The sequence below is a fragment of the Acidisoma sp. C75 genome (assembly GCF_054665095.1).
Window position 1 is genome coordinate 82,441 of sequence record NZ_BAAFHD010000011.1, and the last position, 13,050, is coordinate 95,490.

The 13,050-nt window shown below is 69.3% G+C and carries 12 protein-coding genes; 6 read left to right on the forward strand and 6 right to left on the reverse strand.

The window, feature by feature from the left end:
* Nucleotides 1-15: 15 nt before the first annotated feature.
* Together mfd and ACYQ7X_RS15020 are read right to left on the reverse strand one after the other, a co-directional pair.
* On the reverse strand, nucleotides 16-3,459 hold the full coding sequence (gene mfd, locus ACYQ7X_RS15015) for a transcription-repair coupling factor (RefSeq protein ID WP_459697872.1): 3,444 nt from the start codon (nucleotides 3,457-3,459) through the stop codon (nucleotides 16-18).
* Entirely contained in the window at nucleotides 3,456-3,728 is a 273-nt protein-coding gene (locus ACYQ7X_RS15020; RefSeq protein ID WP_459697873.1) for an FAD assembly factor SdhE, read from the reverse strand. Before ACYQ7X_RS15020 ends, mfd begins: the two co-directional genes overlap by 4 nt.
* Between ACYQ7X_RS15020 and recG the strand changes: the two genes are divergently transcribed.
* Both recG and ACYQ7X_RS15030 read left to right on the forward strand, forming a co-directional pair.
* The gene (gene recG, locus ACYQ7X_RS15025; RefSeq protein ID WP_459697874.1) at nucleotides 3,727-5,835 is read left to right on the forward strand and encodes an ATP-dependent DNA helicase RecG; all 2,109 of its coding nucleotides are present in this window, start codon (nucleotides 3,727-3,729) and stop codon (nucleotides 5,833-5,835) included. The two genes, ACYQ7X_RS15020 and recG, sit on opposite strands and share 2 nt — an antisense overlap.
* A complete protein-coding gene (locus ACYQ7X_RS15030) occupies nucleotides 5,832-6,266 on the forward strand; it encodes an NUDIX hydrolase (protein WP_459697875.1) in 435 nt (144 codons plus the stop codon). Before recG ends, ACYQ7X_RS15030 begins: the two co-directional genes overlap by 4 nt.
* A 94-nt stretch (nucleotides 6,267-6,360) precedes the next feature.
* Here the strand turns inward: ACYQ7X_RS15030 and ACYQ7X_RS15035 are convergent, their stop codons facing one another.
* Nucleotides 6,361-6,885: a bactofilin family protein gene (locus tag ACYQ7X_RS15035; protein WP_459697876.1), complete on the reverse strand. Its 525-nt coding sequence runs from the start codon at nucleotides 6,883-6,885 to the stop codon at nucleotides 6,361-6,363.
* 368 nt (nucleotides 6,886-7,253) lie between these two features.
* Between ACYQ7X_RS15035 and ACYQ7X_RS15040 the strand changes: the two genes are divergently transcribed.
* The gene (locus tag ACYQ7X_RS15040; RefSeq protein WP_459697877.1) at nucleotides 7,254-8,234 is read left to right on the forward strand and encodes an adenosine kinase; all 981 of its coding nucleotides are present in this window, start codon (nucleotides 7,254-7,256) and stop codon (nucleotides 8,232-8,234) included.
* Nucleotides 8,235-8,314: 80 nt separating this feature from the next.
* On the opposite strand, the gene phoB is transcribed toward ACYQ7X_RS15040, so the two are convergent.
* The 3 genes from phoB to pstB are packed head-to-tail and all read right to left on the reverse strand — an operon-like array spanning nucleotide 8,315 to nucleotide 10,604.
* A complete protein-coding gene (gene phoB, locus ACYQ7X_RS15045; RefSeq protein ID WP_459697878.1) occupies nucleotides 8,315-9,040 on the reverse strand; it encodes a phosphate regulon transcriptional regulator PhoB in 726 nt (241 codons plus the stop codon).
* Nucleotides 9,041-9,056: 16 nt separating this feature from the next.
* Nucleotides 9,057-9,785: a phosphate signaling complex protein PhoU gene (gene phoU, locus ACYQ7X_RS15050; protein WP_459697879.1), complete on the reverse strand. Its 729-nt coding sequence runs from the start codon at nucleotides 9,783-9,785 to the stop codon at nucleotides 9,057-9,059.
* A gap of 6 nt (nucleotides 9,786-9,791) precedes the next feature.
* A complete protein-coding gene (pstB, locus tag ACYQ7X_RS15055) occupies nucleotides 9,792-10,604 on the reverse strand; it encodes a phosphate ABC transporter ATP-binding protein PstB (protein ID WP_459697955.1) in 813 nt (270 codons plus the stop codon).
* Between the two features lie 396 nt (nucleotides 10,605-11,000).
* Here pstB and ACYQ7X_RS15060 point away from each other — a divergent pair, with 396 nt between their 5' ends.
* The 3 genes from ACYQ7X_RS15060 (at nucleotide 11,001) to ispD (ending at nucleotide 13,050) form a co-directional block, all read left to right on the forward strand.
* On the forward strand, nucleotides 11,001-11,669 hold the full coding sequence (locus ACYQ7X_RS15060) for an HAD-IA family hydrolase (protein ID WP_459697880.1): 669 nt from the start codon (nucleotides 11,001-11,003) through the stop codon (nucleotides 11,667-11,669).
* A 53-nt stretch (nucleotides 11,670-11,722) separates the two neighbouring features.
* Nucleotides 11,723-12,220 carry a hypothetical protein gene (locus ACYQ7X_RS15065; protein WP_459697881.1) on the forward strand — a complete coding sequence of 166 codons (498 nt, stop codon included), beginning with the start codon at nucleotides 11,723-11,725 and terminating at the stop codon, nucleotides 12,218-12,220.
* 137 nt (nucleotides 12,221-12,357) lie between these two features.
* Complete coding sequence (gene ispD / locus ACYQ7X_RS15070; RefSeq protein WP_459697882.1) at nucleotides 12,358-13,050, forward strand: 2-C-methyl-D-erythritol 4-phosphate cytidylyltransferase; 693 nt, start codon at nucleotides 12,358-12,360, stop codon at nucleotides 13,048-13,050.

The following is a 13,050-nucleotide window of genomic DNA, read 5'->3' on the forward strand; positions in this document are numbered from 1 at the left end:
TGTGAAGGCGGCCGCTCAGGCCGCCTTCGCCTGCCCCGCGATGCGCGCAAGATTGCCGAGGATGTCCTTCGCCAGCCGGATACGCTGGCCGATATCCATCTCCGCCACGAGAACGAGCTTATGGTCCGGCCGGAGCTTGATGGCGCCTTTCCGCTGCGCGATCCAGGGGATGAGGCCGGCGGGGTTGGCGAAGGCATTGCCGCGGAAGCTCACCACCATCCCCTTCGGCCCGGCATCGAGCTTCTCGACCCCCGCTTCCCGGCAGATGCGCTTCAACGTCATCACCTGCAGAAGATTATCCACCTCCTCGGGCAGCGGCCCGAAGCGATCGACGAGTTCGGCCCCCATGGCTTCGGTTTCCTCCACCGATGACAAGGCACCGATACGGCGATAGAGGCCGAGGCGGACGGGCAGATCGCGCACGTAAGTCTCGGGGATGAGGACGGGCAGGCCGAGCTGGATCGTCGGCGTCCAATCCCGCTCGGCGGAGCGGCGGCTCTTGCCGCGCTCGGCGCGCAGATCGGCCACCGCATCTTCCAGCATCTGCTGGTAAAGCTCGATGCCGACCTCGCGGATATGGCCGGATTGCTCGTCGCCGAGCAGATTGCCGGCGCCGCGGATATCGAGATCGTGGCTGGCGAGGGTGAAGCCGGCGCCCAGCGTATCGAGCGTCTGCATCACATCCAGCCGTTTTTCGGCCGCAGCGGAGAGGCGGAAATTCGCCGGCCAGGTGAGATAGGCGTAGCCGCGCTGCTTGCCGCGGCCCACGCGCCCGCGCAGCTGATAGAGCTGGCCGAGGCCGAACATATCCGCGCGGTGAATGATCAAGGTATTGACGGCCGGCATGTCGAGCCCGCTTTCGACGATATTGGTCGAGAGCAGAACGTCATACTTGCCGTCGCTGAACTCCGTCATCACCCGCTCAAGATCGGTCGGCGAAAGCCGCCCATGGGCCTGCACCACGCGCAAATCCGGCACGATTTCGAGCAGGCGCTGGCCCATCCGGTCGAGGTCTTCGAGGCGCGGGCAGACACAGAAGATCTGCCCGCCGCGGAAGCGCTCGCGCTGGATCGCCTCGCGGATGACGAGGCTGTCGAAGGGCATGATGAAGGTGCGCACGGCAAGGCGATCGACCGGCGGTGTCGCGATGATGCTCATCTCCCGCACGCCGGTAAGTGCGAGTTGCAGCGTGCGTGGAATGGGGGTTGCCGTCAGCGTCAGCACATGCACGTCCGCCTTGAGGGATTTCAGACGCTCCTTATGCGCCACGCCGAAATGCTGCTCCTCATCGACGATGACGAGGCCAAGCTCCGCGAAGGTCACGCTTTTGGCGAGCAGCGCATGGGTGCCGACGACGATGTTGATCGTGCCATCGGCGACCCCGGCCTTCACCGCTGCCGCCTCCTTCGCCGTCACCATGCGCGATAGCTGCGCGACGTTGATGGGAAGCCCCGCGAAGCGCGCGGAGAACACGCGAAAATGCTGGCGGGCGAGCAGCGTCGTCGGCACCACGACGGCGACCTGGGAGCCCGACATGGCGGCGACGAAGGCGGCGCGCAGTGCCACTTCTGTCTTGCCGAAGCCGACATCGCCGCAGATCAGCCGGTCCATCGGCCGGCCGCTCGCCATATCCTCCAGCACATCGGCGATGGCGCGGGATTGGTCATCCGTCTCGGCGAAGGGGAAGCGGGCGCAGAACTCGTCCCACATGCCCTCGGGCGGCGCCAGGCTCGGCGCTTCGTGCAGGCGGCGTTCGGCGGCGATGCGGATGAGGCCGGCCGCCATATCGCGAATGCGAGTCTTGGCGCGGGCCTTGCGGCTCTGCCAGGAGGCGCCGCCCAGCTTGTCGAGCTGCACGCCGGCCGTCTCGCTGCCGAAGCGGGAGAGCACCTCGATATTCTCGACCGGGAGAAAAAGCTTGTCCCCGCCATCGTAGAGGAGCCGCAGGCAATCATGCGGCGCATCGCCCACCCGCAGCGTCACCAGCCCGTCATAGCGGCCGATACCGTGATCCTCATGCACGACGAGGTCGCCCTCGGCGATATCGGTCGCCTCGGCGATGAACTGATCGGCCCGCTTGCGCCGCCGCGGCGGGCGGGAAAGCCTCCGCCCGAGCAGATCCTGCTCGCCGACGACCGCGATGCGATCGCCCACGAAGCCGCGTTCGAGCCCGAGGGTGACGAGCGCGATCGTGCCCGGCGGCAGGGCGCGCATGGCATCCGCGTGGGGCGCGACGGCCAGCTTGTCGAAACCATGCTCGCGCAAAAGCCCGCCCAGCCGCTCGCGCGAGCCATCGGTCCAGGCGGCGATGACGAGGCGTTTCTTCTCCGCGCCCCAGGCCGCTGCCTGCTCGCGCAGACGCTCATAGACATCGGGCTGCAAATCCCCGCCCGGCGCGAAGAGCGGCGCGGGGCGGCCGCCGCCGTCGATCCCCTCCGCGCCCTCCGGCCGGCCGAAGGGGCTGAAGGCGAAGCTCTGCCCGCGGGCGAGCAACGCCTCCCAAGCCTTGGCATCCAGATAGAGCCGCTGGGGCGGGATCGGCCGATAGGGCGTTTCGCCATCGCGCGGCGGGCTGCGCCGGGCCTGGTAGTGATCGGCGATCAGTTCCAGCCGTGCGGCCAGCACTTCCTCGGCCTGATGGTCGAGCGCGACCGTCACTCCCGGCAGGTAATCGAGGAGGGTTTCCATGCTGTCGTGGAAGAGCGGCAGCCAATGCTCCATGCCGGGATGGCGGCGGCGTTCGGAGATCGAGAGATAGATCGGGTCTTCCGCCGCCGCCGCGCCGAAGATCTCGCGCCAGGCGCTGCGGAAGCGGCTGACGGATTGCGGGTCGAGCGGCACTTCCGAGACGGGGTGGAGGCTGATCGGCCCGGCTGCCGCCCCGCTCCGCTGGCTATCGGTATCGAAATGCCGCATCGTCTCGATCTGGTCGCCGAAGAGGTCGAGGCGCACGGGTTCGCTCTCGCCGGCCGGGAAGAGGTCGATGATGCCGCCGCGGATGGCGAATTCCCCCGGCTCCATCACCGTTGCCGCCCGGGCATAGCCATGCGCTTCGAGGAAGCCCGCGAGCTTCTCGGGCGCGATCGTGGCGCCAGGGGCGAGGGTCAGGCTCGTGCCCTGGAACATCCCCTGCGGCGGCACGCGCTGGATCAGCGCATTCACCGTCGTCAGGACCACGCCGCGGCGGAAGGCCCCGCCGGAAAGCTGGGCGAGGGTCGCGATCCGTTCCGAGACGATCAGCGGATTGGGGGAAACCCGGTCATAGGGCAGGCAATCCCAGGCGGGAAAGCGCAGCACCGGCAGTTCCGGCGCGAAGAAGGCGAGCGCGTCGGCCATCCGGGCCATGCGCGCATCGTCGCGGGCGACGTGCAGAAGCGGCCCCGCGGCATCGAGCGACTGGCGGACGAGCAGCGCCGCATCCCAGCCTTCCGGCGCGCCATAGACGGTCAGCCGGCTCATCGGCGCCCGCTCTCCGCCATGGCGCGCAGCAGCGGATGGTCGTGCGCCGGCGGGATGGGTTGACGGCCCGTCAGCCAGTCGGCGAGATCAGGCTCCGGGAGGTCGAGGAGTCGCTCGATCTCCGCCAATTCCTCGGCCGTGAAGGTTTCGATCCGGGATGAGACGAAGCCGCCGATCAGAAGGTCCAGCTCATGCGTGCCGCGATGGGTCGCTCGGAAGAGAAGGCGCTTGCGGCGCGGATCGGGCGTGGGGGAAGGATCGCTGCTCATGGCTGATCTGTCCTATAATTCGCCCGCGCCCAAGAGTCAGCCGGTGAAGGACGCCCCGCTCGCTCTTCTCCGCGCGCCGCTGACTTACCTTCCTGGCATAGGGCCGCGCCTGGCGGAGGGGTTGAAGCGGCTGGTGGGCGGCGCGCAGCTCCGCCATCTGCTGTTTCACATGCCGGATGCCTATATCGACCGGCGGGAGCGCCCGGCGCTCCGCGCCGCCCGCCCCGGCGGCATCGTGACGATCGCGGTCGATGTCGTCCGGCATGAGGAGCCGCGGGCGAGATCCCAGCCCTGGCGGGTGGTGGTGACGGATGGCACCGCCTTCGCCGAAATCGTGCTCTTCCACCAGGCGCGGCTCTCCCAGATGCCGGTGGGGGCGAGGCTCGTCGTCTCCGGCAAGCTGGAGCGGTTCGGCGAGCGGCTGACCCTGCCGCACCCGGATTACGTGCTGCCTGAGGCGCGGGCCGGCGAGATGCCGCTGATCGAGCCGCAATGGCCGCTCACCGCCGGTATTACCAACCGCGTGGTCGGCAAGGGCATGGCTGGCGCGCTCGCCCGCCTCATGCCTTTTCCGGAATGGATCGAGCCCTCGCTTCTCGCGCGGCGCGGCTGGCCCGCCTTCGATGCCGCGCTCCGCCGGGTGCAGGCGCCGGATATGGACGAGCCGGCGCGGGAGGCCGCGCGCCGCCGCCTCGCCTATGATGAACTGCTCGCCGAACAGCTCGCCCTCGGCCTCCGCAGGCTTGCCCGCAAGCACCGCCCCGGCCGCGCGCTCACCGGGGATGGGCATTTGCGGGCGGAGGCGCTGGCCCGCTTCGGCCATGCGCCCACCGCCTCGCAAAACCGCGCGCTCGGCGAGATTGATGGCGATCTCGCCGCCCCCTCGCCCATGCTGCGGCTGCTGCAAGGCGATGTCGGCTCGGGCAAAACGCTCGTCGCCCTGCTCGCCATGCTGCGCGCGGCCGAGGCCGGCGCCCAGGCTGCCTTGATGGCGCCGACCGAGATCCTGGCGCAGCAGCACCACCGCAGCTTGAGCCGCCTCTCGCCCGTGCCGGTCGGGCTGCTCACCGGCAACCTGCCGGCGGCCGAGCGCCGCGCGGTGCTCGCCGGCCTCGCCGATGGCTCGCTGCCCCTCGTCGTCGGCACCCATGCGCTGTTCCAGAAGGAGGTGCTGTTCCGCGATCTCGCCCTCGCGGTGATCGACGAGCAGCACCGCTTCGGGGTGGAGCAGCGGAGGAGCCTTGGTGCCAAGGGAGAGACGACCGATCTGCTGGTGATGACGGCGACCCCCATTCCCCGCACGCTCCGCCTCACCCATTACGGGGAGATGGAGGTGAGCCTGCTGACTGAGCGGCCGGCCGGCCGCGCGCCCATCCGCACCACGATCCACGGCCTCGGCGCGCTGGCGGAAGTGCTGTCCGGCATCGGCCGCGCGCTGGAGCGTGGTGCCCGCGTCTATTGGGTCTGCCCGCTGGTGAGCGAGAGCGAGGTGATGGATCTCGCCGCCGCCGAAGATCGCTTCGCCCTCCTCAGCCGCCGCTTCGGCGCCGATGCTGTGCGCCTCGCCCATGGCCAGCAGGAGCCGCGCCTGCGGGACGCGGCGATCGCCGATTTCGCCGCCGGCCGCGCGCAGCTGCTGGTGGCGACAACGGTGGTCGAGGTCGGGATCGACGTGCCGGAGGCGACCGTCATGGTCATCGACCATGCCGAGCGCTTCGGCCTCGCCCAGCTCCACCAGCTACGCGGCCGCGTCGGCCGTGGCGCGGCGGAGAGCTTCTGCCTGCTGCTGCATGACGAGGCGCTGAGCGCCGTGGCCCGCGCCCGGCTCTGCATGCTGCGCGATAGCGATGACGGCTTCGCCATTGCCGATGCCGATTTCCGGCTGCGCGGCGCGGGGGATGTCACCGGCACCAAGCAATCCGGCCTGCCGCTCTATCGGCTTGCCGCGATCCCGGAGCAGGAGCGCCTGCGCGCCATCGCGGTTAAGGATGCGGCGATGCTGCTTGCGCAGGATGCGGCGCTCGCCTCGCCACGCGGCCAGGCGGCCGATCTGCTGCTGCGGCTTTTCGACAAGGAGGACAGTGTGCGCCTGCTGCATGGGGGATGAGCCGCGCCTATCCGGAACGGCCGATCGTCGGCATCGGCATCGTGCTGATGCGCCCGCCGCGCTCCGTCCTGCTCATCAAGCGCGGACGGCCACCGATGCAGGGAATCTGGAGCCTGCCGGGCGGCGCGCAGGATCTCGGCGAGACGGCGGAGGAAGCGGCGCGACGGGAATTGCGGGAGGAGACGGGGCTGACTGTCGGCCCGCTCAAGCTCGCGGGCAACGTGGATAGCATTGAGCGCGATGCCGAGGGTCGCGTGCGCTACCACTACACGATCCTCGATTTCGCCGGTCTCTGGATCGGCGGGGAGCCTGAAGCGCGGGACGATGCGGCCGCCGCCACCTGGGCGGATATGGACGATCTGCCGGCCTACGCGCTGTGGGAGGAGGCCTATCGCATCATCGGCCTCGCCCGCCGCGCCTTCGGGCTGTAGGGCGGCGCGCCACCGGCCGCTTGTGCCGCCCCGGACTTGTTCCGGGGGCCCATCGGCGGCGGCGGCTTGCCGCCGTCGCCGATGGGCTCGGGCTTTAGCCCTCGGAGGGGGCTGCCGGGCGATCGATATCGCCGAAGGCTGAGGTCGGCGGCGCTGCCGGCGCTGCCGCCGCCGGCGAGGCCGCCATCGGCTCGGTCAGCATTTCGATCTGGCCAGTGATCTGGCCGCCATCCTCCACCTGCAGCCGGCGGCAGCGGGCGCGGCCGATCACCCGGCCGGTGGCCCGCACGATCAGGCTGGTGCGCGCCGTCACCACGCCGTCGATGGTGCCGGCGATCTCGGCTTCCTCAACCTCGACCTCGCCCTTGAAGACGCCGCCTTGGATCACGGAAAGCTCGGTCGCGTGGATCATCGTCGCTTCCACCGTCCCTTCCACCACCAGCCGCTCGGCATCGGTGATGGTGCCCTGCACGCTGATGCCGCGGCCGACGACCAGGGTGCGGCGCTCGGCCGCGCTTTCCGGCGTGCGCATCATGGCGCCCGACATCGGCGGGCGGTTCGGCGCGGGCGGCATCTGCGGCACGGCGGAGGGGCTGGGGGGGAAAGGCGGTCGGGCCATGGCAGAATTATCCTTGTCCTGGAGCGAACTGGGGCTGAAAGGCGGGGCGCCGAGGCCGCTGCCGGCCGCCGGGGCGGGGGCAGAGCCGGGCGGCGTCGTGGACGGCGGGGCCGAGGCTGGGGGGCTCGTGGAGGCAGCCGGCGGCAGGGCGCGGCCGGCTTCCCGCAGGTCTTCTTCTGGCTTTGTGCTACGGCGCTTGAACACGATCTCTCCCGTTCCTGCCTTGGCGAAGGCGGCGGGCGTAACACGAACGTCGAGGGATTGAAACCCGATGGGGTATTTTTGTGACGCCCCGCCGGCCCGCTTCGGCGTTTGCCTGGAACCCCATGCGCTGCTACCCCGACTCGGCAAACAGATCGGGAACCCGCATGACACCGCCACGCTACGACATCTTGAGCCTCGGCAACGCCATCGTCGATATTCTCGCTGAAGTCGATGAGGGGTTCCTCGCCGAGCAGGGCATGATCAAGGCCTCGATGGCGCTGATCGACGCGGCGCGCGCCGATGCGCTCTATGCCCTGATGCCGCCGGCGGTGCAGACGAGCGGCGGCTCGGTCGCCAATACCGCCGCGGTCGCCGGGCAGATGGGCGCGCGCGCCGCCTTCATCGGCGTCGTCGCGGAGGATCAGTTCGGCACCATCTTCCGCCACGATATCCACGCTTCCGGCGTGCATTACGAAACGCCGGCGGCCCTGGCCGGGGGGGAGCCCACCGCCCGCTGCCTCATCCTCGTCACCCCCGATGGGCAGCGGACGATGAACACCTTCCTCGGCGTTTCGAGCAGCCTGGCGCCGGCGCATCTCGATGCCGCGCTGATCGCCGATTCGGCGGTGCTCTACCTCGAAGGCTTCCTGCAATATGTGCCGCAGTCGGCCGAGGCCGCGCAGGCGGCGGCCGAGATCGCCCATGCCGCGGGGCGCAAGGTGGCGCTCAGCCTCTCGGATTTTCTCTGCGTGCAGCATAACCGCGCGGCCTTCCAGGCGCTGGTGCGCGATCATGTCGATATCGTCTTCGCCAACGAGCAGGAACTCGCGGCGCTGACCGGGCTTGAGGATTTCGAGGCGGGGGCGGAGGCGATGCGCGGCCTCGTCGAGATCGCGGCGCTGACGCGGAGCGAACAGGGCAGCGTCGTCCTGCGCGGCACCGAGCGGGCGGTGATCCAGGCGGTGCCGACCCAGGTGGTTGATACCACGGGCGCGGGCGATGCCTATGCGGCGGGGTTCCTCACGGCGCTGACGGCGGGGGAGAGCCTCGAGACCTGCGGCCGCTGGGGCAGCCGAGCCGCTGCCGAGACGATCAGCCGCATGGGCGCCCGGCCGCCAGGCGATCTCACCTATTTCCGGGGCTGAAGGGGGCCATTTCCCATCCCCATGGCCGCCGCCGCGTTACGCCGGGCATCGCCCGGCATGACGCGGCGGAAGGCGGCGCTTCAGCTATTCTCGGTATCGAGCGCGTAGCCCGCGGCGCGCACGGTGCGCACCACGTCGAGCTCGCCCGGGCCGTTGATCGCCTTGCGCAGCCGGCGGATATGCACATCGACCGTCCGCGGCTCGACATGGATCGAGGGGCCCCAGATCGCATCCAGCAATTCCTCGCGCGAGAAGACCCGGCGCGGACGCTGCATGAGGAATTCCATCAGCCGGTATTCGGTTGGCCCCAGATGCAGTTGCCGGCCATTGCGGCTCATGCGGTGGGCGGAGAGGTCCAGCACGATATCGTGGAAGCGCAGCTCGCCCTTGGCCGGCACGGTGTTGGAGCGGCGCATCAGCGCCCGCATGCGGGCGACCAGCGCTTCCGTGCTGAAGGGCTTCGTCACATAGTCGTCGGCGCCGGTATTGAGGCCGCGCACCGCGTCCTGATCCTCGCTCCGCGCGGTGATCATGATCACCGGCAATTCCCGCGTCGCCGGGCGCCGGCGGATCTGGCGGCAGACCTCGATGCCGGAGAGATGCGGCAGCATCCAGTCCAGCAGCACCATATCGGGCTTCACCTCGTTGATGCGGGCCAGCGCCTCTTCGCCATCCCCCGCCTCCTCCACCCGGAAGCCCTGCTTTTCCAGGTTGTAGCGCAGCATGGTCATCAGCGCCGCCTCATCCTCGACGATGAGGACGAGCGGCTTGGTGGAGAGCGAGAGGCTGTCGGAGGTCACGGACACTGTTTCTGCTTCCAGGTTACTGGCTGGCGGGGCGAAGCGCGGGGAAGCCGCTATCGCCCTTGGGGCGGTTCATCGTCAGCACCTCGCCGGTGATGGCGTAGTAGACGATCTCCGCGATATTGGTCGCGTGGTCGCCCATGCGTTCCAGGTTCTTGGCGATGAAAAGGAGATGCGTGCAGGGCGTGATGTTGCGCGGATCTTCCATCATATAGGTGATCTGCTCGCGGAAGATCGCGGAATAGACATCATCGACCGCGATATCCGAGCGCCAGACGTCAACCGCGCGCTCGGCACTCCCCTCGCCCACCGCATCGACCGTGGCCTTGAGGTTTTCCTGCACCAGCCGGAACATGTGGCCGAGGCCGCTCATCGAGAACGGCACCGGCATTTCGTTGAGGATGAGGCTGCGCTTGGCGACATTGGCGGCGTAATCGCCGATGCGTTCGAGATCGCCGGCGATCTTGATGGCCGAGACGACGAGCCGGAGATCGGCCGCTACCGGCTGGCGCAGCGCGATGAGGCGGATGGTGAAATCGGCGATCTCGCGCTCCAGCCGATCGACGCCGGTATCGTCCTGCACCGCGAAGGCGGCGGCTTCGGCATTATGCTCCAGCACGGCGCGGGCGGCGTTGGCGGCCTGGGCCTCCACCATACCGCCCATCTGGGTGATCATCCCGCGCAGGCGGCCCAACTCATGCTCGTAGCTTTTCACGATGTGTTCGCCCTGGGTGGTTTCCGCGGTCATGCGCCGTTACCCGAACCGGCCGGTGATATATTCTTGCGTGCGCGGTTGTTTCGGTGCGGTGAACATGGTGGCGGCGGCATCCACCTCCACCAGTTCGCCGAGATAGAAGAAGGCCACCCGGTCGGCGCAGCGCGCCGCCTGCTGCATGTTATGCGTCACGATGACGATGGTGAAATCCTTCTTCAGCTCGTCGATCAGCTCCTCGATCTTGAGGGTGCTGATCGGGTCGAGCGCGCTGGTCGGCTCGTCGAGCAGGAGGATTTCCGGCCGCACGGCGATGGAGCGCGCGATGCAGAGGCGCTGCTGCTGCCCGCCGGACATGCCGGTCGCCGGCGAACGCAGCCGGTCCTTCACCTCGTCCCACAGCGCCGCGCGGGTGAGCGACCACTGCACCCGCTCGTCCATCTCGGCGCGGGTCAGCTTCTCGTGCAGCTTCACGCCGAAGGCGACATTGTCGTAGATCGACATCTGGAAGGGCGTGGGCTTCTGAAACACCATGCCGACGCGGCGGCGGAGCGTGTTGATATCGAAATCCGCGCTCACGATGTTCATGTCGTCGAGCATGACCTCGCCCTCGGCGCGCTGGCCGGGATAGAGATCGTACATACGGTTGATCACGCGCAGCAGGGTGGATTTGCCGCAGCCGGAAGGGCCGATCATGGCGAGCACCCGGCGATCGTCCACCGTCAGGTTGATGTTCTTCAGCGCGTGGGTGGCGCCGTAATAGAAGTTGAGATTGCGGACGACGAGCCGGTGGTTCGGGGCCCCGGCCGCACCGGGCTCTGCCGCCGTCTCGGCCTGTCTCACCTGTTCACTCACCTGCATCGCTAATTCACCTACCACCTGGGACGAAGGCATCTGCGCGGCAACCCCTACCCAATGCTTGCCGGCACATAGACGAGCCAACCGTGCGGAGCCATGGGAACTCCGTGAAGCTTTGATGACGCGCCGCAAGGCGCAGGCCCCGGGCTCCTCCGCCTTGTGCCACAAAAGCGCGGCTCCGGGCAGCCTTTCCCGTCAGGCGGGCGGGCGAGGCACGCTGCGGGCAAGCCTGCCCGCGCTCGGCCATGGCGGGGATTTGCCTCTGCCCCGGCCTGCCGCTAAACCCGCCCGGCCCCGGGCTGGGCGCCAGCCCTTCGGGTGCGCGTCCCGCCGCCGAAGGCTGGCATCCTGCGGGTAGCGCCGCGCCCCTCTTGAGGAAGATCGGATCAGACAATGCGATTTGCAAAAGGCATGCAGCTCAAGGCGCGCGGCATTCTCTTCGATATGGATGGCACGCTGGTCGATTCCGGCCCGGTGGTGGAGCGGGTGTGGTCTGCCTGGGCGGCGGAGCAGGGCCTCGATCCGGTCGGGCTCATGCCGGTCGCGCATGGTCGCCGCGCGGTCGAGACGATCGCGCTTTTCGGCAAGGGCATCAAAGATATCGCCGCCGAAGCGCGCAAGCTGGAAGAGGCCGAGCGGCGCGATACCGAGGGGCTGGCGGAGATCGCCGGCGCCCGCGCGCTCATCGCCAAGCTCCCGGCCGATCGCTGGGCTTTGGTGACCTCGGCGGACGAAGCCCTCGCCCGCACCCGCCTCGCCGCCTGCGGGCTGCCGGTGCCGGCGGTGCTTGTCACCGCCGAATCGGTCGAGCACGGCAAGCCGGACCCCGCCTGCTATCGGCTCGGCGCCGCAGGGCTCGGCTTCGCGCCGAGCGACTGCATCGTTTTCGAAGATGCCGATGCCGGGCTTGCCGCCGGGCGCGCCGCCGGGGCGCAGATCGTCGCCGTCGCTTCCACCCAGCCGGCGGCGGGGCTCGATGCTAAGGGCGAGGTCTGGGTGCCGGATCTGGCGGAGATCGAGGTGGCCTTCGAGGACGGCTGGCTGCACCTCACGCATCGCTGACCGCGCCGCGCGCTCGGATAAGCCCCCGGTAACATCCCGGCCTCGATTTAGACATGGTCGGTGCGGTAGTCTCGGCGCCGATGAGCATGATCGAGGAGAGCGAACCGATGATGCGGGAAATGCGCGCGCCGATGCGGCGCCTGCGCCGCCCTGGCCTGCTGGCCGGCTCGGCGCTGCTGGTGATGGGGATCGGGCTCGTGCTGTCCGCACCGCCCGCCCATGCCTGGTGGCAAGGCGGGGTCTGGGTCGCGGGGCCGCGCTATTGGGGGCCGCCGCCGGTCGTCTATCCACCGCCGGTCGTCTATGCGCCGCCGCCGGTGATCTATGCCGCGCCGCCGCCAGTGGTCTATGCGCCACCGGTCGTCGCCTATCCGGCGCCGCCGCCCGCCTATTTCCCGCCGCAAACCCAGCCGGTGCAGAGCACGCCGGTGGTTGCGCGGAGCTGCTTCACCCCCGCCCTCACCTGCCCGATGACGGTGCCGCGTTCCCCCGGCAGCGGCTGCTATTGTACGGGTGAGGCGGGCGGCCGGGTTTACGGCACGGCGCAATAGCGGCTGCGGCCGTTTCGCTTCTCCGCCCTTCGCTCATGGTGCTGATCCGATGGCCGCGGGCTTGAGTGCTCGCGCCATCTGTATCATGAGCCTTCCGCTCGCCCGCGGTTTCGGGCGGCAGGAGAGGACGGGGTGGGATGAAAGTCAGCGCGCTGATCGTCTGTGCCGGGCGGGGCACCCGGATGGGGCCAGGCGCGCCCAAGCAGTATCGGCAGATCGGCGGCCAGGCGGTGCTGCACCACACCGCCCGCGCCTTCCTCAGCCACCCCGATATCAGCGATGTCACCGTCGTCATCCATCCGGATGATCGCGCGCTTTATGCGGCGGCGGTGGCCGGCCTCGCCCTCCGCCCGCCGGTGATCGGCGGCGCGACGCGGGATCACTCGGTCCGCCTCGGGCTTGAAGCGCTCGCGAGCGCGCCCGGCGGCCCGCCCGATGCGGTGCTGATCCATGATGGCGTGCGGCCCTTCGTCACCCACGAAACGCTTTCGGCGACGGTCGCGGCGCTCGCCGAGCATGGGGCGGTCATCGCCGCGATGCCGGTCTTCGACACGATCAAGCAGGTGGCGGAGGGGCGGATCACCGCCACGATCGACCGCGCCATCCTCTGGCGGGCGCAAACCCCGCAGGGCTTCCGCTTTCCGCTGATCCTGGAGGCGCATCGGCAGGTCGCTGGGCTGGCGGATCGGACGCCGATCACCGACGACGCCTCCGTCGCCGAGGCGCTGGACATTCCGGTCCGCATCGTCCCCGGCTCGGAAGACGCCTTCAAGATCACGACGGAGGCCGATCTCCGTCGCGCTGAGCGCCACCTCCGCGGGGATGAGTGA